At 72.2% G+C, this 22,328-nt stretch carries 17 protein-coding genes; 6 read left to right on the top strand and 11 right to left on the bottom strand.

The genetic code is table 11. The features are described from left to right. Window positions 1–36: 36 nt before the first annotated feature. Window positions 37–1,356, top strand: a complete 1,320-nt coding sequence (locus ACFPFQ_RS23230) for an FAD-dependent oxidoreductase (RefSeq protein WP_379622225.1) — start codon at window positions 37–39, stop codon at window positions 1,354–1,356. Between the two features lie 106 nt (window positions 1,357–1,462). Here the strand turns inward: ACFPFQ_RS23230 and ACFPFQ_RS23225 are convergent, their stop codons facing one another. Beyond that, window positions 1,463–2,239 carry a GNAT family N-acetyltransferase gene (locus ACFPFQ_RS23225; RefSeq protein ID WP_379622223.1) on the bottom strand — a complete coding sequence of 259 codons (777 nt, stop codon included), beginning with the start codon at window positions 2,237–2,239 and terminating at the stop codon, window positions 1,463–1,465. A 68-nt stretch (window positions 2,240–2,307) separates the two neighbouring features. After that, complete coding sequence (cimA, locus tag ACFPFQ_RS23220) at window positions 2,308–3,957, bottom strand: citramalate synthase (protein WP_379622221.1); 1,650 nt, start codon at window positions 3,955–3,957, stop codon at window positions 2,308–2,310. 254 nt (window positions 3,958–4,211) lie between these two features. Between cimA and ACFPFQ_RS23215 the strand changes: the two genes are divergently transcribed. Both ACFPFQ_RS23215 and ACFPFQ_RS23210 read left to right on the top strand, forming a co-directional pair. Beyond that, window positions 4,212–4,520: an EthD family reductase gene (locus ACFPFQ_RS23215; protein ID WP_379622219.1), complete on the top strand. Its 309-nt coding sequence runs from the start codon at window positions 4,212–4,214 to the stop codon at window positions 4,518–4,520. 124 nt (window positions 4,521–4,644) lie between these two features. Further along, the gene (locus ACFPFQ_RS23210; protein ID WP_379622217.1) at window positions 4,645–5,622 is read left to right on the top strand and encodes a hypothetical protein; all 978 of its coding nucleotides are present in this window, start codon (window positions 4,645–4,647) and stop codon (window positions 5,620–5,622) included. A gap of 75 nt (window positions 5,623–5,697) precedes the next feature. Here ACFPFQ_RS23210 and ACFPFQ_RS23205 read toward each other — a convergent pair whose 3' ends face one another. From ACFPFQ_RS23205 to ACFPFQ_RS23175, 7 genes are all read right to left on the bottom strand, one after another. Then, window positions 5,698–6,741, bottom strand: a complete 1,044-nt coding sequence (locus ACFPFQ_RS23205; RefSeq protein ID WP_379622215.1) for a 3-isopropylmalate dehydrogenase — start codon at window positions 6,739–6,741, stop codon at window positions 5,698–5,700. A 252-nt stretch (window positions 6,742–6,993) separates the two neighbouring features. Then, entirely contained in the window at window positions 6,994–10,347 is a 3,354-nt protein-coding gene (locus tag ACFPFQ_RS23200; protein WP_379622213.1) for a S8 family peptidase, read from the bottom strand. 158 nt (window positions 10,348–10,505) lie between these two features. Next, entirely contained in the window at window positions 10,506–11,126 is a 621-nt protein-coding gene (locus tag ACFPFQ_RS23195) for a hypothetical protein (protein WP_379622211.1), read from the bottom strand. 69 nt (window positions 11,127–11,195) lie between these two features. Next, the gene (gene serA, locus ACFPFQ_RS23190) at window positions 11,196–12,797 is read right to left on the bottom strand and encodes a phosphoglycerate dehydrogenase (protein ID WP_379622209.1); all 1,602 of its coding nucleotides are present in this window, start codon (window positions 12,795–12,797) and stop codon (window positions 11,196–11,198) included. Window positions 12,798–12,958: 161 nt separating this feature from the next. Further along, a complete protein-coding gene (ilvC, locus tag ACFPFQ_RS23185) occupies window positions 12,959–13,963 on the bottom strand; it encodes a ketol-acid reductoisomerase (RefSeq protein ID WP_379622207.1) in 1,005 nt (334 codons plus the stop codon). Window positions 13,964–13,992: 29 nt separating this feature from the next. After that, window positions 13,993–14,499: an acetolactate synthase small subunit gene (ilvN, locus tag ACFPFQ_RS23180; RefSeq protein ID WP_379622241.1), complete on the bottom strand. Its 507-nt coding sequence runs from the start codon at window positions 14,497–14,499 to the stop codon at window positions 13,993–13,995. Beyond that, window positions 14,499–16,460, bottom strand: coding sequence for an acetolactate synthase large subunit (locus ACFPFQ_RS23175; protein ID WP_379622205.1), 1,962 nt, complete (start codon window positions 16,458–16,460; stop codon window positions 14,499–14,501). The genes ilvN and ACFPFQ_RS23175 overlap by 1 nt, the downstream gene beginning before the upstream one ends. Window positions 16,461–17,008: 548 nt before the next feature. Here ACFPFQ_RS23175 and ACFPFQ_RS23170 point away from each other — a divergent pair. Both ACFPFQ_RS23170 and ilvD read left to right on the top strand, forming a co-directional pair. Next, window positions 17,009–17,443: a PH domain-containing protein gene (locus ACFPFQ_RS23170; protein ID WP_379622203.1), complete on the top strand. Its 435-nt coding sequence runs from the start codon at window positions 17,009–17,011 to the stop codon at window positions 17,441–17,443. 5 nt (window positions 17,444–17,448) lie between these two features. Further along, a complete protein-coding gene (gene ilvD, locus ACFPFQ_RS23165; RefSeq protein ID WP_379622201.1) occupies window positions 17,449–19,290 on the top strand; it encodes a dihydroxy-acid dehydratase in 1,842 nt (613 codons plus the stop codon). Window positions 19,291–19,485: 195 nt separating this feature from the next. Here ilvD and ACFPFQ_RS23160 read toward each other — a convergent pair whose 3' ends face one another. Continuing rightward, on the bottom strand, window positions 19,486–20,265 hold the full coding sequence (locus tag ACFPFQ_RS23160) for a phosphotransferase (RefSeq protein ID WP_379622199.1): 780 nt from the start codon (window positions 20,263–20,265) through the stop codon (window positions 19,486–19,488). Between the two features lie 130 nt (window positions 20,266–20,395). Further along, on the bottom strand, window positions 20,396–20,995 hold the full coding sequence (locus ACFPFQ_RS23155) for a DoxX family protein (protein WP_379622197.1): 600 nt from the start codon (window positions 20,993–20,995) through the stop codon (window positions 20,396–20,398). A gap of 160 nt (window positions 20,996–21,155) precedes the next feature. On the opposite strand from ACFPFQ_RS23155, the gene ACFPFQ_RS23150 reads away from it, so the two are divergent. Then, complete coding sequence (locus tag ACFPFQ_RS23150) at window positions 21,156–22,310, top strand: PQQ-dependent sugar dehydrogenase (RefSeq protein ID WP_379622195.1); 1,155 nt, start codon at window positions 21,156–21,158, stop codon at window positions 22,308–22,310. The last annotated feature ends 18 nt before the right edge of the window (window positions 22,311–22,328 follow it).

Genomic DNA, 22,328 nt, shown 5'->3' with positions numbered 1-22,328 from the left:
ACCCGAACGTCGTGCCATCGGCGTATTATTCATCCCATGGTGAATAACGAGCGCACGACCTGCCTCGTTGTCGGCGGGGGCCCGGCGGGACTCGTGCTCGGGCTGCTCATGGCCCGCGGCGGGGTCGACGTCACGGTGCTGGAGAAGCACGAGGACTTCCTGCGCGACTTCCGCGGCGACACCGTCCACGCGTCCACACTGACGTTGCTGGACGAGCTCGGGCTCGGCGAGCGGTTCGCCGCCATCCCGCAGCGCGCGATGACCCGGATGCGGGTGCAGCTCGACGCCGGCACCGCCGAGCTGGCCGACATGCGCCGGCTCCCCGGCGCCCACCAGCACGTCGCGATGGTGCCGCAGTGGGACTTCCTCGACCTCATCGCCGATGCCGCCGCCCAGGAGCCGACGTTCGCGCTGCGGCGCAACGCCGAGTTCACCGGGCTGCTGCGCGACGGCGGCCGGGTCGTCGGAGCGCGCTACCGCGACCGCGTCGACGGCAGCGAGCACGAGATCCGCGCCTCGGTCACGGTGGCGTGCGACGGGCGCGGATCTGCTGTCGCCGCCGCGGCGGGCATGCGGGCGCGCTCGTTCGGCGTGCCGATGGACGTCTGGTGGTTCCGGCTCCCCCGCCTCGACAATGACCCGAGCGGTGCCGCACTGCGCCTGTCCACCGGCCACTTCGCCGTGCTGATCGACCGGGGCGACTACTGGCAGGTGGCATACCTGATCAAGAAGGGCAGCGACGGACCGCTGCGGGCCGCGGGCATCGAGGCCTTCCGGCGCCGGATCGCGGGGCTGCTGCCCTGGATGTCCGAGCGGCTGGCCGCGCTCGAGTCGTTCGACGACGTCAAGCTCCTCGACGTCGAGCTCAACCGGATGCGTCGCTGGGACGCCGACGGGCTGCTGCTGATCGGCGACGCGGCACACACCATGTCGCCCGTCGGCGGTGTGGGCATCAACCTCGCCGTGGCCGATGCCGTGGCCGCCGCGCGGCTGCTCGCCCCGGCGCTGCGCAGTGGCGGGATCGTGCCACGGGCGCTGCTGCACCGGGTCCAGCGGCGCCGCTACTGGCCCACCGTCGTCGTCCAGAGCGTGCAGAAGCTCGCCCACCGCGCGCTGATCGCCGGCCCCGTGCTCGAGAACGCCCCCGCGACGGTGCCGGCCGGGCCGATGCCGACCTTCGACGACACCGTCGACCCGAAGACCGTGGCGCCCACCTCGGCCCTGCCGCTCCCGCTGCGGCTGCTGCAGCGCTTCCCGGTGCTGCAGGGCGTGCCCGCCCGGCTCGTCGCGCTCGGACCGCTGCCCGAACACGCGCCCGACTGGGCCCGGCGGCCGGAGGCGGCGCTGCGGGGGTGAGGCAGGGCATGGCCGGCCGGCGGTGTTGCAGGAAAGCCACTTTGCCGCAACGAGATTGCAGGAAAGTGGCTTTCCTGCAATCGGCAGCGTGGCGCGGGCGAGTGCGTTACGAGGCCGCCGGCTCCGCCACCGCGCACTCGCCCACCTTGCGGAAACCCACCCGCTGGTAGACCCGGGTGGCCGCGTCGCTCCCGGCCGAGAGGAACGTCAGCTCCGCTCCCGCGCGCGTGGCCGCACCGGCGAGCAGCGCGGTGATGGCGCCGCCGAGCCCGATGCCGCGTTCGGCGATGGCAGTGCCGATGCCGGCCACCTCCACCACATCACCGGAGCGCTGGGCGGAGCCCGCTGCCACCGCGCCGTTGGGCCCGCAGATCAACGCCTTCGCGAGCCTGCCCTCGGCCAGGTCGGTGCGCAGCACCGTGAGATCGGCCTCCGTCGGCGCCCCGGGAGGGGGCGCACCGAAGGCGGCAGCAGCCACGGAGTTCAGCGTGTGCACGGCCGCCCCGAGGTCACCGTCGGCCGGGCCGAGCAGGCGCGCGGTGTAGCCGCGCGGCAGATCCGGTGACTTCGGGATGCCGTCGAGCACCATGATCGGGCAGACCAGAGCCTCCAGGCCGGCTGCCTCCGCGGCATCGGCCATCGAGGGCGCCACCGCGTACACCCACTCGAAGGCCTCCGAGACGCCGAGCTCGCGCTGGCGCTCCCGCACCCGCTGGACGTCGGCCATCGTGATCGGACCGCCGCCGGGCACGGGCCGCGCGTAGAACGGCCAGCCCTTGCCGTTGCGGGTGAACAACCGCAGCGGTCCGATGTCGGTGGCGCTCGCCCAGGCGCGCGGCACCGTGTCGCAGAAGCGGTCGATACGTTCCAGCACGTCGTCCACAGACGCAGATACTGCACCATCGACTCGTCCCGGCGTGGTCCATTTCGACGATCACCGGGAACGGCGGATCAGCCTGCCACGGCCACCGGGTTCGCTGCCGCCATCCGCAGCGCGGCGAACGTCAGCGCGTCGACGAGCGCGAGCCACGAGGCCTCGACGACGTTGGTGTGCACGCCGACCGTGGTCCACGAGCCGCGGCTGTCGCTCGACTCGAGCAGCACCCGCGTCACCGCGTCGGTGCCGTTGCCTGCCATGGAGCCGCCGCCGGGCATGAGGATGCGGACCTTGTAGTCGGACAGCTCCACGTCCTGCAGCCACGGGCTCGACGGGGTCAGCGCCTCCCGCAGCGCGGCATCGAGCGCGTTGACCGGGCCGTTGCCCTCGGCCGTCGCGATCAGCCGATCGCCGTCGACCACGACCTTGACGGTGGCCTCGGCCACCATCTCCCCGCCTGCCCGGCGCTCGGTGATCACCCGGTAGGACTCGAGCGTGAACGGCACCTGCGCCCGGTCGCCGATGGCGGCCCGCATGAGCAGCTCCAGCGAGGCGTCGGCCGCCTCGAACGACCAGCCCTGCGCCTCGCGCTCCTTCACCGTGGCGACGACCGACGCCACGGCGTCGGGCCGGCCGGCCAGGTCCAGCCCGAGCTCGCTCGCCTTCAGCTCGACGCTGGCCCGGCCGGCCATCTCGGTGACCAGCACCCGCTGCCCGTTGCCGACATCCACCGGGTCCATGTGGTTGTACAGCTCGGGGTCCACCTTGATCGCACTCGCGTGCAGGCCCGCCTTGTGGGCGAACGCTGACGTCCCGACATAGGCCTGGTGGGTGTCGGGAGCGATGTTCGCGATCTCCGCCAACGCGTGCGAGATACGGGTCATCTCGCGAGGTGCGCCGTCCGGTAGGGCAGGCAGGTCCAGCTTGGTCACGAGGTTGCCCACGACGGCGAAGAGGTCGGCGTTGCCGGCCCGCTCGCCGTAGCCGTTGGCCGTGCACTGCACGTGCGTGGCGCCGGCCTGCACCGCGGCGACGGAGTTGGCGACCGCGCAGCCGGTGTCGTCCTGGCAGTGGATGCCCAGCCGGAACCCGGTGCGCGCCGACACCTCCGTGACCAGCTCGGCGATGCCCGTGGGGAGCATGCCGCCGTTCGTGTCGCACAGGACGGCGACGTCGGCGCCTGCCGTGACGGCCGCGTCGAGCACGCGAAGGGCCGTGTCCGGGTCGAACTTGTAGCCGTCGAAGAAGTGCTCGGCGTCGACGAAGACGCGCCGGCCCTCGCCACGCAGGAACGCGACCGTGTCGGCGACCATCGCGCAGTTCTCCTCGACCGAGGTGCGCAGGGCCCGCTCGACATGGCGTCGGTCGGACTTCGCGACGAGCGTGACGACCGGCGCCCGGCTGTCGAGCAGCGCGCGGACCTGCGGGTCGCTCGCCGCGGTGAGGCCCGCGCGCCGGGTGGCGCCGAACGCGACGAGCGCGGCGTGGCGCAGCTGCAACTCACCGGCCGCGGCGCGGGCGAAGAACTCGGTGTCCTTCGGCATCGCTCCCGGCCAGCCGCCCTCGATGAAGCCGACGCCGAGCGCGTCCAGGTGGGCGGCGACGGCGAACTTGTCGGTCACCGAGTAGCTGATCCCCTCGCGCTGCGCGCCGTCGCGGAGCGTCGTGTCGTAGACGTGGAAGGCGTCTCCGAGCGGGGTACCGGCGGGCTGGGTGCGCGACATGCGAGGGTCTCCTGGACTCCGGGCGGGGTGATCTGGGCAACAAAAAAGACCCCCCGCGGATGCGAGAGGTCTGCGTGTCGGCCTGGTGGTGCTAGCCGACACGCCTGTCAATAATGATCACGCTGAGGTGGGACACGCCCCGAGCATGGCACGAGGCCGCCGGCGATGTCACACGCTGTTCCCACATGGTGAGATGATTCGTGGCGGGGATGTGCTTGAGTGGCTGGTGTCACCGTCGACTCCGGAGGTAGCCCGTGTACCAGCTGACCGTCCTCTACAACCAGCCAGCAGACCCGGCTGCGTTCGACAAGTACTACGACGACGTGCACACCCCGCTCGCGACCAAGATCCCCGGGCTGCAGCGCCTCAGCGTGAGCCGCCCCGCTCCCGGCCCCGACGGCGCCACGCCCGCCTACCACCTGATCGCGGTGCTGGAGTTCGCCTCGGCCGCCGACTTCGGGGCGGGCATGGGCAGTGCCGAGGGTCAGGCCGCGGCTGCGGACGTGGCCAACTTCGGTCAGGCCGGCGCCATGATGCTGTCGGGTGAGGCGGGGGTGATCTAACCCCCCGCCCCTCACATTGCAGGAAAGCCACTTTCCCGCAACCTCGTTGCAGGAAAGTGGCTTTCCTGCAACGAGGATCCCCAAAACGCCACGGCGGCCCCTCCGCTCCCGCATCATCCCGATCGTGACCGCTCCAGCTTTTCGAGCATCCCGCCTGCGTGATGCGTTCCCGACCGGTGTCGCCGCAGTCCGCCAGCTGATCGCCCACGGGATACCGGAACGCACCGCCTACCACCGCTGTCTCGACGGCGGACCGTGGACCCGCCTACTCCCCGGCGTTGTGCTGTTGTCGACCGGACAGCCCACAGACGACCAGTTGGTCCATGCCGCGCTCCTGCTCGCCGGCCCCGAAGCCGTCCTGACCGGCGTGGAGGCGTGCCGCCGCTACGGACTGCGCCGAGGCCCGTCGCAGCCGCGGGACCGCCGAGTCGAGACCGGCGCGATCCACGTGCTCGTGCCCGACAAGCGGCAGGTCCGGTCCGTGGGATTCGTGCACGTCGAACGCACCAAACGGATCGTCGTTCCGCTGATCCGGGGTACGATCCCACTCGCACCGATCGCCAGGGCCTGCACCGACGGGGCCCGCCGCCTGATCTCGACGGGCGAGATCGCCGAGCTGTTCTCGGAAGCGGTCCAACGCCGGTTCTGCACGGTGGCGCAGCTGGCGAGCGATCTCGAGGCAGGCTCCCGGCGCGGTTCCGCGATGCCGCGGGCAGTCCTTCGTGAGGTGGCCGAGGGTGTCCGGTCGGCGGCAGAACTCGACGCCAAGCGGATCTGGCGCAAGACCGGACTTCCCGAACCGATCTGGAACGCGAAGATCTACGACGCGAACGGACGATTTCTGGGCATCGCCGACTGCTGGGTCGACGAGGTCGCCATGGCCTGGGAGACCGAGTCTGGCGAATGGCACATGAGCCCCGAGGACCACGACTACACCGTGGAACGAGCCGGAGACTTCGTCGCTGCTGGAGCCGTCTACATCGCGACCAAGCCGAAGCGGATGCGGACCGACGAGCTCGGAGTCATTGAGAAGTTGCGCGCGACGTATGCGCAGGCAGCGGCACGCCCACGCCCGCCGCTACGAGCCGAGCCCGCGGACTGACGTTGCAGGAAAGCCACTTTCCCGCAAGGAGATTGCGGCAAAGTGGCTTTCCTGCAACCGGGCGAACCCGCGGAGCTAGTGGCTCGGCGTCGTGGCGTGCGCACTCACCAGCGCAGCCAGCCGGTCACCGATCGACTGGGTGTGGCCCGTGGCCGAGTGGTCACGGGTGGCCAGGTCGAAGGCCACCGCGGCCTCGATGCGCCCCGCCGACGCCCGGTCGCCCAGGTGGTCGAGCAGCAGCGCCACCGACAGCACCGCGGCGGTGGGGTCGGCGATGCCCTGCCCGGCGATGTCGGGCGCGCTGCCGTGCACCGGCTCGAACATGCTCGGGTTCTTGCGGCTGACGTCGAGGTTGCCGCTGGCCGCGAGCCCGATGCCACCGGTGACGGCAGCCGCGAGGTCGGTGAGGATGTCGCCGAACAGGTTGTCGGTGACGATCACGTCGAAGCGGCCGGGGTCGGTGACCATGTGGATCGTGGTGGCGTCGATGTGCTGGTAGGCGACGCTGACCTCGGGGTGCTCCAGCGACACCTCCTCCACCAGCCGCGACCACAACCGGCCCGAGTAGGTGAGCACGTTGGTCTTGTGCACCAGCGTCAGGTGCTTGCGCGGGCGGCGCGACGCCCGCAGGAACGCGTCACGGACGACCCGCTCGACACCGAAGGCCGTGTTGATGCTGACCTCGGTGGCGATCTCGTGCGGGGTGTCCTTGCGCAGCAGCCCGCCGGTGCCCACGTAGGGCCCCTCGGTGCCTTCGCGCACGACCACCATGTCGATCTCCTGGTTGCCCGACAGCGGGCCGCGCACACCCGGGTAGAGCCGGGCGGGGCGCAGGTTCACGTGGTGGTCGAGCTCGAAACGCAGGCGCAGCAGCAGGCCGCGCTCCAGGATCCCGCTCGGCACGGACGGGTCGCCGACGGCACCCAACAGGATGGCGTCGTGCTGCTGCAGTTCCGTCAGCACCGACTCCGGCAGGAGCTCGCCGGTCGAGTGCCAACGCGCGGCGCCGAGGTCGTAGGTCGTGGTCTCCGCACCGGGCGAGACCTCGTTGAGGACCTTGAGTGCCTCGTCGATGACCTCCGGCCCGATGCCGTCGCCGGGAATGACCGCAAGGCGCATGCCTGATGTCCTCTCTCCACTTTGCGTCGTCGCACGTTACCGGCTGCGATGGCGCCGATCCCCCACCGACCACTCCATCGTGGTCATCCCAATGGGTGGAGCTGGGCACGGCGACGGGCACACCGATCCCTCGACCGGATGCGACACGCCCCCGGCTGGGCCATTGTGCTCCCACCGTTCGACGGCCAGTCATCCCACCCCTGCAATGCGGTAATGATCATGGCATCGGTGGACGCCGCCGGGTGCTGCGGGTCAGCGCGGTTGCGAGACGACGGCCACCGGCGCCGGCGTCGGCCCGATGACGACGGGTGGGCGGGCCGCGTCCGGGGACGTGAGCGGGCCCACCGGTGGTGCGGTGCCCAGCACCTCCGCACCCTCGGGGTGCCCCGGCCCCAGCACGACGGTGCGGGAGCCGCTGCCGTTCTGCCCGAGCACCACCAGCACCGACGACCGCGCCGCGCTCGTCACCGCCAGCGACGCTCCGCCCGATGCCGGCATGAGCACGACGTCGGGGTCGGCCGCGCCCAACTGCGGGGCGGCGGCGACGGTCGGGGCCAGCGGATCGGCGGCGACGAAACCGGTGGCGTCCACCATGCCGTCATCCACGCCCGGCGGGCCGTACTCGCCATGGACCACGACGCGCAACCGCAGCGGGGCCGACGCCGCGGCCGGGTCGATCCCCAGCGCCGCGATCCGCACCGGGAGCACCCAGGCGTTCGTGTCGAACACGTTGGTGTCGACCGACCCGTCGAAGCCGTTCACCGGTTCGATGTCGACCTCCTTCGGGGTCGGCATCGCGCGCAGGTCCGTGGTCCTGGCGACGAGGTCGTCGGTGTCGGGCAGCGAGACGAGCTCGGTGAGGAAGTCCGGTTTGCCGTCGCCGTCGGTGTCGAACTCGACGGCGGGCTGGGTCGTGGATCCGACGTTGTAGAGGTCGGCCCACGTCGTCACCGCCACGGCGAACAGTGCGCCACCGGGCGCCCCGGCGGCGCGCGCGGCGGCGATGGTGGAGGTGACCCCGATGTCACGCAGGTCCCCGCCCCGGCCGGTGGCGTTGGCGACACAGCCGGCCACCTCGGAGCGCGACTCGCAGATCGGCAGCTGGGGGCTGGTGGCCGCGAGCGCGAACACGCCCGCCCGGGACCGGTAGGCCTCCCGCCCGCTGCCCTGCTCGACGCCGGTGCCTGCGAGGGTCAGCAGCCCACCGGACAGGGTCGCCTTCAGCGCCGAGACCGGCTTCGGTGAGACGGACACGGGCACCCGCAGCGCGGCGGCCCGCTGCCCACTGGGCGTCAGCACGACGCGTCCGGAGGCATCGGCGAGGTACTCCCGGGCGCGGCCCTCCTGCACCAGTTCGAGTGTCGGGTCGGCCGTGCGCCGCAGCGCGGACGGGTCCGCGATCCGCAACGCGACGTCGACCAGCGCGTCCTGACCCGGCGCGACGACGACATTGGCGGGCGAAACCGAGATCTGCACTCCCGGTGTCGACGTCGCGGGCCGGTAGGCGACACCGAGCGACGCGGCAGCGGTGCCGGTGTTGGTGATGCGGATCCGCTGGTGGCGCTCCAGCGGCGCTCCCATCGGCACCTCGAGCGTGCCGAACGTGACGCTCACCCCACCCGGGTCGTCGGCGTTCGCGGCGAGCAGCGTGGTGGCGAGTGCGGCCCGCGCGTCGATCCGGCCGGACCCGACGCGCATCGGTCCGAGCACGGCGCCGGTGTGCTTCTCCCCCGAGTACACGTCGGCGGTGGCGGTGCCCATGATCGCGGCCTTGACCCTCGCAGGCGGCCAGTCGGGGTGCTCCTCCAGCACCAGCGCCGCGACCCCGGCAACGAACGGGCTGGCCATCGACGTGCCCGACTCGCTGACGCGGCCGCTGCCGGTGCCGGCGGCCACCGAGGTGATCGACTCCCCCGGTGCCGCGACGTCGGGCTTGACGGTGGGACCGCGCACGCCACGGGAGCTGAAGGTGCTGGGGGTGTCCTCGATGGCGGGGATCTGGATCTGCTGCGACTTGGCGAGTGCACCGGCGAGCCGCACCTGCAGCTGCCCACCGGCCAGTGCCGGCGCCACCGCGGCCGTTGCGGTCGCGGTCAGCTGGAAGACGGGGACCTTCTCGTCCCCCGCGATCCGGGTGGACCCGAAGTCGCGCTGCGCCGAGGGCAGCAGCACCCCGACGGCGCCCGCCGTGGCCGCGTTGTCCGCCCGCGCCTTGGAGCCGCATGCCCGTTCGGCGTCGACGTCGGACCACGCCAGCCAGACGATCCGGCCCCGCACCCGGTCGGCGTCGGTCGGGCTGTAGGCCTGGCAGCCCTCGGCGTTGGGCCCGCCGAGCTGCACCACCGGCGCGGTCAGGTCGAGGCTGTCGTAACCGGTGTAGTCCACGCTGTACTGGCCCACGAGCGGACCGACCGCCGCCGCGGGCGCCCTGACCTCGGCACCGTCGAGCAGCACACCCGCGTCGCGCACGCTGGCCACCGCGATGGCGTCCGGGCTGTTGCCGGGCGAGCCGCCGGCGTCGTAGAGGTCACCGCCGTTGCCTGCCGCCGCGACCACCAGCACGCCGTTCTCGGTGAGGACGCGGACGAAGTCGTTCACCGGATCGTCGACGGCGCTGAACGACGAGCCGAGCGACAGGTTCACGACGTCGAGCCGGTCGTCGAAGTCGCCGTCGCCGTTCGGGTCCAGCGCCCGGTCCAGACCCTGCGCGGTGAGCGCGGTCGAACCGGTGCAGCCGAAGATCTTGATCGCGTAGAGCAGCGCGCCGGGAGCGGCCCCGGGGCCGATCTTCATGGCGTTCAGGGTCGCCGGGGTGAGCGTCCGCGGGTCGCCCCGGAACGTGGCCCCGTCGGCGGTGACGCCGAGGCCTGCCGCCGTCCCCGCGACGTGGGAACCGTGGCCCTCGCAGTCGAGCGGGTTGTCGTCGGGGTTGGGGACGTTGCGCGACTGGTCGGGCGAGTCGGCGTCGTACGCGTCACCCGCGAGGTCGACCCCGCCGATCACCTTCGCCGTCGGGAAGGCCGCCTGCGCGGCATGGGCCGGGTCGACGGCCTGGTAGGCCGCCTTGGTGCCGGGCCCGCCGAAGTCGGCGTGCGTGTAGTCGATCCCGGTGTCGACTACGCCCACCCGCACGCCGGTGCCCAGCCGTCCGGTCTGCTGCCAGGCCTGCATCGCGCGGCCGAGCTGGTCGGCGCCGGCGTTGGACAGCGTGGCGGGTGTGATGCGACGGACCGATCGGACGCCGGGCTGTGCGGCCAGCTTCCGGGCCATGGCCGGGGTCGCGAGCACGGCGACGCCCGGCACGGCGTTGCTCGTGCGGAACAGCTCCCCGACGCTCTCGGCGCCGCGGAAACGGGCCAGCAACTCGTCGGTGGCACCGGTGATCGCCGTGCGTGCCGAGCGGGCGGCCGCCTGCGCGATGGCCGGGCCCTTCGCCCGGAGCCCCGAGAACTGCTGCAGCGCCGAGGGCCGGTCGAGCTCGACGAACACCGGGGTGGCGGGCCCGCGGGGCGGTGACGCGGCAAGTGCGGGTGAGGTGCTCGCCGCCAGCATCGCGGCTGTCAGCCCGACGGCCCCGAGCATCACGCGCAAGCTACTGGCGCGCACCGCTGCCGGCACCGTTCACCCCCCACTGCGCCGGTGGGGTCCGGCCGCACTCGGGGCAACCTAGGCGATCCTGGACGGGAGTCAGCGCGCCATGCGGGCGGGCAGCCGATCAGGTGAACGACGTCCACCCATCCGGCGTGGAGCGGTCCCGTTCATGATCACGCAAGTGCGTCCGCCGGAACCGGGCGCCGTTCCCGGCCGCGCCGTCGCCGCACGATCAGGACGGTCGCACCCACGATCAACACCCCCACGCCGATGCCGGTGACCAGCGCACCGGCCTGCCGGTAGGCGGCCCCGGCCGCGGCACCCACCGCGACCAGGCCGGCGCCCCAGACGAGCGCACCGGGCACCTGGACCGTGGTGAAGCGCCGGTAGCCCAGACCGCCGGCTCCGGCCAGCCGCGGCACCAGCGTGCGGGCGCCGACGAGCCACTGCGCCGCGGCCACCTCCCGGCACCCGGGCGGACGTCCCAGCACGGCCCGCGCGGCCCGCCCACGCCGACCACCGGCGGCCTGCAGGCGCGCCACGGCTGCCGCGGTGCCGCGGCCGTGGCGACCGACGAGGTAGGCGAGCTGGCCCCCGAGCAGTGCGCCGGCCGCGACCGCTGCCATGGCGGCGGGCAGCGGCAGCACGCCTGCCGTCGCGAGCGCCCCGGTGACGAGAGCCGCGCTGGCGCCGGGCAGCACCACACCGATCAGCAGGGCCGCCTCCGCGACGACGGCGAGCGCCGCCACCGCGAGGGCGAGCTCCAGCGGGAGCGCACCGAGGAACTCGATCACGCCGACCACCCTGCCAGCGGGCGGCGCCCGGAACCTCCGGGAGATCCCCGAGACCGACCCCGGAAATGATCAGTCGAAGGAGACCAGCCGCGTGGTCTTCGCCCCGACCGAGGCGCCGATGGGCTCGAGCACACCCGGGTCGACGGCACGATCCACGCGCAGCAGCATGATCGCGTCGGTGCCGTCGGCGGTCTGGCTGATCTGCGCGGCCTCGATGTTGACGGCCGCCTCACCGAGCAGCGAGCCGACCCGGCCCATCACGCCGGGCCGGTCGGCGTACTCGAGCAGCACGATGTCGCCCTCGGCGCGCAGGTCGAAGTTGCGCCCGTTGACCTCCACGAGCTTCTCCACCTGGCCCCGGCCGGTGAGCGTGCCCGACACCGTGACCGTCTCACCGTCGGGCATCGCGGCCCGCAACTGCACGACACTGCGGTAGTTGGGGCTCTCCGGAGCCGTGGTGACCTCGACGGTGACACCCCGCTCGGCGGCCAGCGACGGCACGTTGACGAACGTGACCTGGTCCTCCACGACCCGGGTGAACACCCCGCGCAGCGCGGCCAGTGGCAGCACCGACACGTCCTCAGAGGCCAGCTCACCGGCGACGTCGACCGTGACGGACGTGGGCAGGCGCCCGGCCAGGCCGTAGAGCACGACGCCGAGCTTCTGCACGAGCGGGAGCCACGGCTTGACCTCCTCGCCGACCGCGCCGCCCACCTGCACGTTGACGGCGTCGGGGACGAACTCGCCTGCCAGCGCGAGCTGCACCGACCGGGCGACGTCGGTGCCCGCGCGGTCCTGGGCCTCCTCGGTGGACGCACCCAGGTGCGGCGTGACGATGATCTGCGGCAGCTCGAACAGCGGGCTGGAGGTGGTGGGCTCGGTGACGTAGACGTCGATGCCGGCGCCACCGACATGGCCGCTGCGCACGGCCTCGGCCAGCGCGTCCTCGTCGATGAGCCCGCCGCGCGCGGCGTTGACGATGATCACGCCCGGCTTGGTGATGGCGAGCTGGTCCTTGCCGATGAGCCCGAGGGTCTCCGGCGTCTTGGGGAGGTGGATGGAGATCAGGTCGGCGCGCTCGAGCAGCTCGTCGAGCGACACGAGCTCGATGCCGAGCTGCGCGGCGCGGGCCGGGGCGATGTAGGGGTCGTACGCGATCAGCTCCACGCCGAAGGCGGCGAGGCGGTGCGCGACCAGCTGACCGATCTTGCCGAGGCCGACGATGCCGGCGACCTTGCCGTTGATCTCCACGCCGGTGAGCGCGCTGCGGGCCCACTTGCCCGCGCGCAGGCTCGCGTCGGCGGCCGGGATGTGGCGCGCGGCCGCGAGCAGCAGCGCGACGGCGTGCTCGGCGGCCGACACGATGTTGGAGGTGGGCGCGTTGACGACCATCACGCCGCGGGCCGTGGCGGCCGGCACGTCGACGTTGTCGAGCCCGACACCGGCCCGGGCGATCACCTTGAGCCGCGTGGACGCGGTGAGCACCTCGGCGTCGACCTGGGTGGACGAGCGCACGAGTAGCGCGTCGGCATGGGCGACGGCGGCCAGCAGCGCGGGCCGGTCGGTGCCGTCGACGTGGCGGATCTCGACGTCGTCGCCCAGCAGGGCGACCGCGGAGGGGGCCAGCTTCTCGGCGATCAGGACGACAGGGCGGGTGGCAGCGTTGCTCACGGCGGTTCCAGTACTCCTGAATCGAGGGGTGCTACGCCGCTGATCCTAGTTGTGCGCCTGCCGGCCCCGAATGGCAGGAAGGCCACCTTGCCGCAGGATTCCTGCGGCAAGGTGGCCTTCCTGCAACGCCTACCTGCAACGGAGCACCGGGAGCCGGCGGCTCAGGTGGCCTTGCTGCCCACCCAGCTCATGAGGCCGCGCAGCTTCTCGCCGACCTCCTCGATGGGGTGCTCGGCACCCTCCTTCTGCAGCCGCGTGAAGTTCGGGCGGCCTGCCTCGTCCTCGGCGACCCACTCGGCCGCGAAGCGACCGTCCTGGATCTCGGCGAGGATCCGCTTCATCTCCTCCTTGGTCTGCGCGTTGACGACGCGCGGACCGCGGGTGAGGTCGCCGTACTCGGCGGTGTCGGAGATGGAGAAGCGCTCGTTGGCGATGCCGCCCTCGTACATGAGGTCGACGATCAGCTTGAGCTCGTGGAGGCACTCGAAGTAGGCGATCTCCGGGGCGTAACCGGCCTCGGTCAGCACCTCGAAACCGGTCTGCACCAGCGCCGCGGCACCGCCGCAGAGCACGGCCTGCTCACCGAACAGGTCGGTCTCGGTCTCCTCCTTGAACGTGGTCTCGATGACGCCCGCGCGGGCGCCGCCGATGGCCGCGGCGTAGGAGAGCGCGAGCGCCTTCGCGTTGCCGGAAGCATCCTGCTCGACGGCGATCAGCGCCGGAACACCCTTGCCGTCGACGAACTGGCGGCGCACCAGGTGACCGGGGCCCTTCGGCGCCACCATCGCGACGTCGACGTCGGCAGGCGGCTTGATCAGGTCGTAGCGGATGTTGAAGCCGTGGCCGAAGAAGATGGCGTCGCCGGCCTTGAGGTTCGGCGCGATGTCGTCGGCGTAGATGAAGCGCTGCTTCGTGTCCGGCGCCAGGATCATGATCAGGTCGGCCCACGCCGACACCTCGGCGGGCGTCTGCACCGTCAGGCCCTCGTCGGTCGCCTTCTGGCGGCTCTTGGAGCCCTCGGGCAGCCCGATCCGGACGTCGACGCCCGAGTCGCGCAGCGACAGCGAGTGCGCGTGACCCTGGCTGCCGTACCCGATCACGGCGACCTTGCGGCCCTGGATGATCGACAGATCGGCATCGTCGTCGTAGTAGATGTTGACGCTCATGACGGGTGGTGGGTTCCTCTCAGATGGGCTTAACGGACTGCGGCGGCGGTGATCGACCGGGGACCGCGGCCGACGGCCACCATCCCGGACTGCACCATCTCGCGGATGCCGAAGGGTTCGAGGTTCTTCAACAGCGCAGACAGCTTCTCAGCCGTGCCGGTGGCCTCGATCGTCAGTGCCTCCGGCGTGACGTCGACGGCCTTGGCGCGGAAGAGGTTGACGATCTCCAGCACCTGGCTGCGGACGCCCGGGTCGGCACGCACCTTGACGAGCAGGAGCTCGCGCTGCACGGATGCGGCCGGCTCCAGCTCGACGATCTTGATGACGTTCACCAGCTTGTTGAGCTGCTTGGTGACCTGCTCCAGCGGGAGGTCGTCGACGGCCACGACGATCGTCATGCGGGAGACGTCGGGGTGCTCGGTGGGCCCGACGGCGAGGGACTCGATGTTGAACCCGCGCCGGGAGAACAGGCCCGAGACGCGGGCGAGCACGCCGGGCTTGTCCTCGACGAGCACCGACAGCGTGTGGCGCTCCATCATCGGTCCGTCTCCTCGTCCGTGCCGCCCAGCTCGTCCTTGCTACCGAGCGTCGCCTCGAGGACGGCGTCCAGGCTGGGCTCGTCGTCGTCGGTGACGAGCTCGTCACCGTCGAACAGCGGGCGGATGTTGCGCGCCGCCATGATCTCGCTGTTGCCCGTGCCGGCCGCGACCATGGGCCACACCTGCGCGTCGGCCCCGACCACGAAGTCGATCACCACCGGGCGGTCGTTGATCGCGAGCGCTTCCTTGATGACGCGGTCCACGTCGTCCTTGGACTCCGCGCGCAGCCCGATGCAACCCATGGCCTCGGCCAGCAGCTTGAAATCGGGGATGCGGTGCTTGTGGGTGCCGAGCTCGGTCTGGGAGTAGCGCTCCTTGTAGAACAGGGTCTGCCACTGCCGGACCATGCCCAGGTTGCCGTTGTTGATCACGGCGACCTTGATCGGGATGCCCTCGATCGCGCAGGTGGCGAGCTCCTGGTTGGTCATCTGGAAGCAGCCGTCACCGTCGATGGCCCAGACGATGGCCTCCGGGCGACCCATCTTGGCGCCCATCGCCGCCGGCACGGCGTAGCCCATGGTGCCGAGCCCACCGGAGTTGAGCCAGGTGCGCGGCTTCTCGTACTTGACGAACTGGGCGGCCCACATCTGGTGCTGCCCGACACCGGCGGTGTAGACGGCGTCCGGGCCGGTGAGCTGGCCGATCCGCTCGATCACGTACTCCGGTGAGAGCGAACCGTCGGCAGGCCACGTGTAGCCGAGCGGGTAGGTGCTGCGCAGCTGGTCGAGCTCGGCCCACCACGCCGTGAGGTCGGCGTGGCGGTGCTCGGCGCGCTCGGCCTGCACCGCGTCGATGAGCTCGGCGATGACCTCCTTGCAGTCACCGACGATCGGGACGTCGGCGCGGCGGTTCTTGGAGATCTCGGCAGGGTCGATGTCGGCGTGCACGATCGCGGCGTGCGGAGCGAAGCTCGACAGCTGGCCGGTGACGCGGTCGTCGAAACGGGCACCCAGGGCCACCAGCAGGTCGGCCTTCTGCATGGCCGCGACAGCCGTGACCGTGCCGTGCATCCCCGGCATGCCGACGTGCTGCGGGTGGCTGTCGGGGAACGCGCCACGCGCCATCAGCGTGGTGACCACCGGGATCCCGGTGAGCTCCGCGAGCGCGAGCAGCTCGGCGGAGGCCTCCGCCTTGAGCACACCGCCACCCACGTAGAGGACCGGCTTGTGCGCGGCGCTCATCAGTTTCGCGGCCTCGCGGATCTGCTTGCCGTGCGGCCGGGTCGTCGGCCGGTATCCGGGCAGCTTCATCTCCGCGGGCCACGTGAAGGTCGTCTGCTCCTGCAGGACGTCCTTCGGGATGTCCACCAGCACCGGGCCCGGACGACCCGTGCTCGCCAGGTGGAACGCCTCGGTGATCGCCCGAGGGATGTCCTTGGCGTCCGTCACCAGCATGTTGTGCTTGGTGATCGGGAGTGTGATGCCGGTGATGTCGGCTTCCTGGAACGCGTCGGTGCCGATCAGGGCCCTGGACTGCTGGCCGGTGATCGCGACGATGGGAACCGAGTCCATGTGCGCGTCGGCGATCGGGGTGACCAGGTTGGTGGCACCCGGACCCGATGTCGCCATGCAGACCCCGACGCGGCCGGTGGCCTGCGCGTACCCCGTGGCGGCATGTCCCGCACCCTGCTCGTGGCGGACCAGCACGTGGCGCACGCGGGTCGAGTCGAGCAGCGGGTCGTAGGCCGGGAGGATCGTGCCGCCCGGAATGCCGAAGACCACCTCGCAGCCCACTTCCTCGAGCGAGCGGACGAGCGACTGCGCGCCCGTCATCGGCACGGCGTCGAAGCGCGGTCCGGCCGTGGCCTGCTGCGGGCCGGGGGTGGTGGCCTGCTGCGAGCCGGGCCGGCTCGGCGGCGGAGCCGGTTTCGGGCCGGATCGGGGTGTTGCGGTGGTCATGGGGTTCTGCTCCGCTACTTCTTGAGGATCAGATTTCGGGTCCGCACATGAAAAAACCCCCGACCACCGGGAACCGGCGGAACGAGGGTGGCGCGTCGACGACCGAGTGCTCGCTCAGGCGTGGACGCGCCTGGTAAGTACGAGGACCTGGATCGTGGACATGAGTGCGACGCTAGCCGCCACCGCGCCGGGGCGTCAACTCACTGGGACCGTGGTACCAGATCGTGGGACGTCCGTCGGGGGCATCCGGGCCGGTCGCCGCCCCGATGTCACGCTGCGCCACGGCGGCGCCGCGCGTCGGACGACACGCCCACTCCGTGCTTAACGCCTGGTACATCGGGGCGTCGGGGCCGGGCAGGGGTCTGTGGCGGCGGTCGTCGTGCCTGGTGTCGGGGTGTTCGGGGGTGTGGTGCTCGCCACGCGGTTGTTGGATGCGGCGGGCACTCGTGTTGCAGGAAAGCCACTTTGCTGCAACGTCGTTGCGGGAAAGTGGCTTTCCTGCAAGGTCGGGGCGGGCCGGGGAATTGCGCAGGTGCGACGATGAGCAGGTGAGCTCCACCGAACCGGAACCCGCCCCCGCCGAGGCGCCCGCGCCCAGCCAGCAGGTCGTCTTCCGCATCTCCCCGCTCGTGATACTCGTGGCGCTCGCGTTCGCGTTCTGCATGATCCCGATCGGCACCACGCTGCCGTTCGGCTGGCTGCTGTTCCTCGTCCCCCTCGCCATGATCGTCTGGACGGTCCGCGTGCGCACCACCGTCGACACCGAGTCGCTCACCGTGCGCCGGATCGCCGGCACGCGGCGCGTACCGTGGGTCGAGATCAGCTCGCTGCGCCTGGGGCCGGGCAAACAGCCCAGCCGCTCCCGGATCAGCGCCGTGCTGAGCGACGGTGCCGAGCTACCGCTCCCCGCCGTCCACGTCCGCGACATCCCCCGGCTTGCCGCCGCGAGCGGTGGCAGGCTGCCCTACCCGGCTGGAGAGTGAGCCCGGTGCCGGCTCTGCGTTCTCGCGTCACCACCCATGGCCGCAATGCGGCCGGAGCGCGTTCCCTGTGGCGCGCCACCGGCATGACCGACGACGACTTCGGCAAGCCGATCGTCGCGATCGCCAACTCCTACACCCAGTTCGTGCCCGGCCACGTCCACCTCAAGGACATGGGCGACATCGTCGCCGAGGCCATCCGCGAGGCCGGTGGGGTGGCCAAGGAGTTCCACACCATCGCCGTGGACGACGGCATCGCCATGGGTCACGGCGGGATGCTCTACTCGCTCCCGTCGCGCGAGGTGATCGCCGACGCCGTCGAGTACATGGTCAACGGGCACGCGGCCGACGCGCTGGTGTGCATCTCCAACTGCGACAAGATCACGCCGGGCATGCTCAACGCCGCCATGCGGCTCAACATCCCCACGGTCTTCGTCTCGGGCGGGCCGATGGAGGCCGGCAAGGCCGTGGTCGTCGGCGGTGTGGCACAGGCCCCCACCGACCTGATCACGGCGATCTCGGCGTCGGCGTCCTCGGAGGTCGACGAGGAGGGGCTCGCCGAGGTCGAGCGCTCCGCATGCCCCACCTGCGGCTCCTGCTCGGGCATGTTCACGGCCAACTCGATGAACTGCCTCACCGAGGCGCTCGGGCTCGCGCTGCCGGGCAACGGCTCCACGCTGGCCACCCACGCCTCGCGCCGCGAGCTGTTCGTCAACGCCGGGCGCACCGTGATGGACCTCGCCACGCGCTGGTACCGCGACGACGACGCGTCCGCGCTGCCGCGCAACATCGCCACGCGCGCCGCGTTCGAGAACGCGATGGCGCTCGACGTCGCGATGGGCGGCTCCACCAACACCGTGCTGCACATCCTCGCTGCCGCGCAGGAGGGCGAGATCGACTTCGACCTCGCCGCGATCGACGCCGTGTCGCGCCGGGTGCCGTGCCTGTCGAAGGTGGCCCCCAACTCGGACTACCACATGGAGGACGTGCACCGGGCCGGCGGCATCCCCGCCATCCTGGGTGAGCTGTGGCGGGCGGGGCTGCTCAGCACCGACGTCCACACCGTGCACTCCCCCTCGATCGAGCAGTGGCTCGGCGAGTGGGACATCCGCGCCGCGTCCCCGTCGGCGAGGGCGGTCGAGCTGTTCCACGCCGCGCCCGGCGGGGTGCGCACCACGCAGGCGTTCTCCACGGAGAACCGCTGGTCCTCGCTCGACACCGACGCCGCGGGCGGCTGCATCCGCGACAAGGAGCACGCCTACACCGTCGAGGGCGGGCTCGCGGTCCTGCGCGGCAACATCGCCCCCGACGGTGCGGTGATCAAGTCGGCTGGCATCCCCGAGGAGCTGTGGCACTTCGAGGGCCCCGCGCGGGTCGTCGAGAGCCAGGAGGCGGCCGTCGAGGCGATCCTGTCGAAGCAGGTGCAGCCCGGCGACGTGCTCGTGATCCGCTACGAGGGCCCGTCCGGCGGGCCGGGGATGCAGGAGATGCTGCACCCGACGGCGTTCATGAAGGGCACCGGTCTCGGCAAGGTCTGCGCGCTGATCACCGACGGCCGGTTCTCCGGCGGCTCCAGCGGCATCTCGGTGGGCCACATCTCGCCGGAGGCCGCAGCCGGCGGCGTGATCGGGCTGATCGAGGACGGCGACCCCATCGTGCTCGACGTCCACCAGCGCACCATCGCGCTGCAGGTCGACGACGCCGTGCTGGCCGAGCGCCGGGCCAAGATGGACGCGTCGGAGCACCCGTGGCAGCCGGTCGGCCGCGACCGCCCGGTGAGCAAGGCGCTGCGGGCCTACGCGGCGCTGGCGACGAGCGCCCACACCGGAGCGGTGCGGCGCATCCCGTAACCGCGCCCCGGGTGCGCTGGGGTCGTGGCCGCTGTCCGCCGTTGCAGGAAAGCCACTTTCCCGCAACGTCGTTGCGGGAAAGTGGCTTTCCTGCCATCGCCGCGCCAGCCCCGCGCGGGTCGTCCTTCCTGAGGTGACGTCCGGGCGCCTGCTTGTCCAGCGGGGTGACATCGCTGACGTTGAACGTCAGCGATGTCACCCCGCTGGAAGATCGGCGAGCCCCACCCCCAGCCGCCCGAGCGCCCCGGCGGCATGGGCGATCATCTCCGCCACCCGCCCCGGGCCGAGGTGGTCGGCCGCGAACCCCAGGTACTGGACGTGGACGTGCACGTCCGCCCACGCCGCCTCCACCGCCTGCAGACCCGACGCACCACCGGTGAGCTGCGCGAAGAGCTCCGTGTAGGTCGCCGGTGCGGGCGCGCCCTGGGCCCGCAGCACGGCGAGGTCCAGCCCGGGCGCCGCGACGCGCGCGTTGCCCCAGTCGATCAGCACCCCCGAGTCGGCGTCGCCCAGGATGTTGCCGCGGTGCGGGTCGCCGTGCACGAGCGTGCGCGCCAGCAGCGCCAGTGCCGCGACGATCCGCGGGTCGGCGCGCCAGGCCCGCAGTGCCCGCGCGGCATCGGTGAAGGCCGGGTCCGGCGACCGCGCGGCACCACCCTCGACCGCCACCAGCGTCCGGTCGCACAGCCCCGCCCACCACGCCGCGTCCACCACCGGCAACCCGCGGGGGCGCCTGCCCAGCCAGTGCGCATGCACGCGGGCCAGCGTCTGCCACACGGCATCCGGGACGGCGAGGCAATTGGCCAGCGCGGGAGCGTCGACGAACGGCAGCACCAGCCAGTCCGTGCCGATCGCGAGCGGCCGCGGCCCGTCGAGCTCGCGCACCACCGCGATCGCGCGCATCGCCGCGACCTCCACGGCGGTGGCCCGCTTGAGCACCACCGAACGCGCCTCGCCCGCGACGTCCAGTTCCAACCGCTCGACACCCGCTGACCCGTAGCCGCCCTCGAGCGGGCGCCGATCCAGCAGCGTGACGGCACCGCCGAGCGCGCGGCGGACCGCCGGGAGCCAGGCGGCGTCGGGCAGCGCTGACGGTCTCAGGGGGTCACCGGTGGAACGTGAAGAAGACGACCAGGCTGGCGGCGACCCCGATGATCAGCGCCAACACGCCCCACGGCGCCGGCCTGCGGTGCCAGGTGCGCCCGTTGTCCAGCGCGATCCGGCCCGGACCGGTGAAGATGATCGCGGCGGCGGCGAGGCCGAGCGCCACGTTGTACTCGACGCCGTTGATCGCGGCCCCCGGTCCGACGAACCAGCCGGCGCCGACATTGACGATCACCGTGGGGATCATGACGGCGAGCAGCCCCGTGGCGGCCAGCGGCGTGAGCACGCCGAGCACCACGAACGCCCCGCCGATCAGCTCGGTGAGGCCCGTGACCCACGAGAGCGTCACCGACTGGTTGAAGCCGCTGCTGTCCAGCGCGCGGGCGAAGCCGTCGATGCCGATGCCGCCCCACAGCCCGAACACCTTCTGCGCACCGTGCCCGAAGAACACGGCGCCGATACCGAAGCGCAGCAGCAGCAGGCCGAGGTCGGTGCCGGGATTCCACGTCAGCGGGCGGCGCGTCGGGCGGGTCGGGCTCGGCGAGTCGCCGAATCCGGAGCCGGAGCTCCCAGGGATGATCGACGTCGGCTGCTCGCTCATGACCCCGGACACTAGCCCGGCGACGGCGTACGCGCGTGGGACACGACGTCGCGCGACCCGTTCTGCACCACATTCGGGGGTGTCCCCCCGAAACGGCGGTGGGGCCGTCCGGAACGCGGTACTCACCGGGCACTCACCGGGCGCCACCTAGGCTCGGGGCGTGGCAGTGCACGGACGGTTTCGGCGAGGGGTCGCCGCTGTGCTGCTCGGGCTGCTGCTCACCAGTTGCGCGACGTTCCCGGATCAGGGTCCGCGCGACTGGAAGGAGAAGCTCGAAGGTGCCGGCGAGCTCGGCGGCCCGCCGGTGATCCCCGACCCCGACGCCGCCGTCCCGCCCCCGCCCGGTCCGGCGGGCCAGAGCGCGACGCCCCCGGCCGTCGGCGGGTGCACCGACACCGACCCGCAGGTCATCGCGACCTGCCTGGAACCCGTCGGGGCCATCGCGGTGCTGCCCGACGCGCGTTCGGCGCTCGTGGGCGAGCGGGCCACCGGCCGCATCCTGAAGGTCCAGAAGGACACCGACCCGCAGCTCGTCGCGTCGGTGCCGGTCGACACCGCGGGCGGCGGCGGGCTGACCGGGCTGGTGCTCTCCCCCGCCTACTCCGAGGATCACCTCCTCTACGCCTACATCACCACGGCCACCGACAACCGGGTGGTGCGCATCGCCACCGGTGAGCCGGCCAAGCCGGTGCTCGTCGGCATCCCCCGCGGCGCCACGCACAACGGCGGCGCGCTGGGCGTCGACGTCGACGGTTCGCTGCTGGTGGCCACCGGCGACGCGGGCGGCAACGCGGCCGACCCGGCGACGCTGGCCGGCAAGCTGCTGCGCATCGACACGCTCGGCCACCCCGCCACCGGCAACCCGACGGCAGGCTCACCCGTGCTCAGCTCCGGGTTGCACGCCCCGGGCGGCATCTGCACCGACCCCGTCAGCACGCTGACCTGGATCACCGATCGCACCGACACGCAGGACGTGCTGCACCGCGTGGTCCCCGGCCCCCTCCCGGCACCGGCCTGGACGTGGCCGGACCGTCCCGGTGTGGCGGGCTGCATGGCCCAGCCGGGCGTCGTCGCGATCGCCGAGACGGGAGCGGCGGCGCTGTTCGTGCTGCGACCCGGCGAGAACGGCACGTTCACCGGCGAACCGCAGACGCTGCTCGCCAACACCTACGGCCGCCTCAACGCCGCCGCGCTCGCCCCGGACGGCCTGCTGTGGCTGGGTACGGTGAACAAGGCGGGCGGCAAGCCGGTGCCCAGCGACGACCGGGTGGTGCGAGTGCAGCCGCCGTCCGGTGGCGGGGCGAGCAAGGCCTGACGGGCCCACGCCCCCGCG

The organism is Pseudonocardia sp. GCM10023141 (genome assembly GCF_042653605.1).
Note: the sequence above shows the minus strand (reverse complement) of the source record. Positions and strands in the feature narration are given on the sequence as shown.

Excerpts from the sequence above, each read along its gene's own strand:
- ACFPFQ_RS23230 (WP_379622225.1), top strand. The coding sequence starts at position 37 with ATGGTGAATAACGAGCGCACGACCTGCCTCGTTGTCGGCGGGGGCCCG.
- cimA (WP_379622221.1), bottom strand. The coding sequence starts at position 3,957 with ATGTCGCGCACCCAGCCCGCCGGTACCCCGCTCGGAGACGCCTTCCAC.
- ACFPFQ_RS23205 (WP_379622215.1), bottom strand. The coding sequence starts at position 6,741 with ATGCGCCTTGCGGTCATTCCCGGCGACGGCATCGGGCCGGAGGTCATC.
- ilvC (WP_379622207.1), bottom strand. The coding sequence starts at position 13,963 with ATGAGCGTCAACATCTACTACGACGACGATGCCGATCTGTCGATCATC.
- ilvN (WP_379622241.1), bottom strand. The coding sequence starts at position 14,499 with ATGGAGCGCCACACGCTGTCGGTGCTCGTCGAGGACAAGCCCGGCGTG.
- ACFPFQ_RS23175 (WP_379622205.1), bottom strand. The coding sequence starts at position 16,460 with ATGACCACCGCAACACCCCGATCCGGCCCGAAACCGGCTCCGCCGCCG.
- ACFPFQ_RS23155 (WP_379622197.1), bottom strand. The coding sequence starts at position 20,995 with ATGAGCGAGCAGCCGACGTCGATCATCCCTGGGAGCTCCGGCTCCGGA.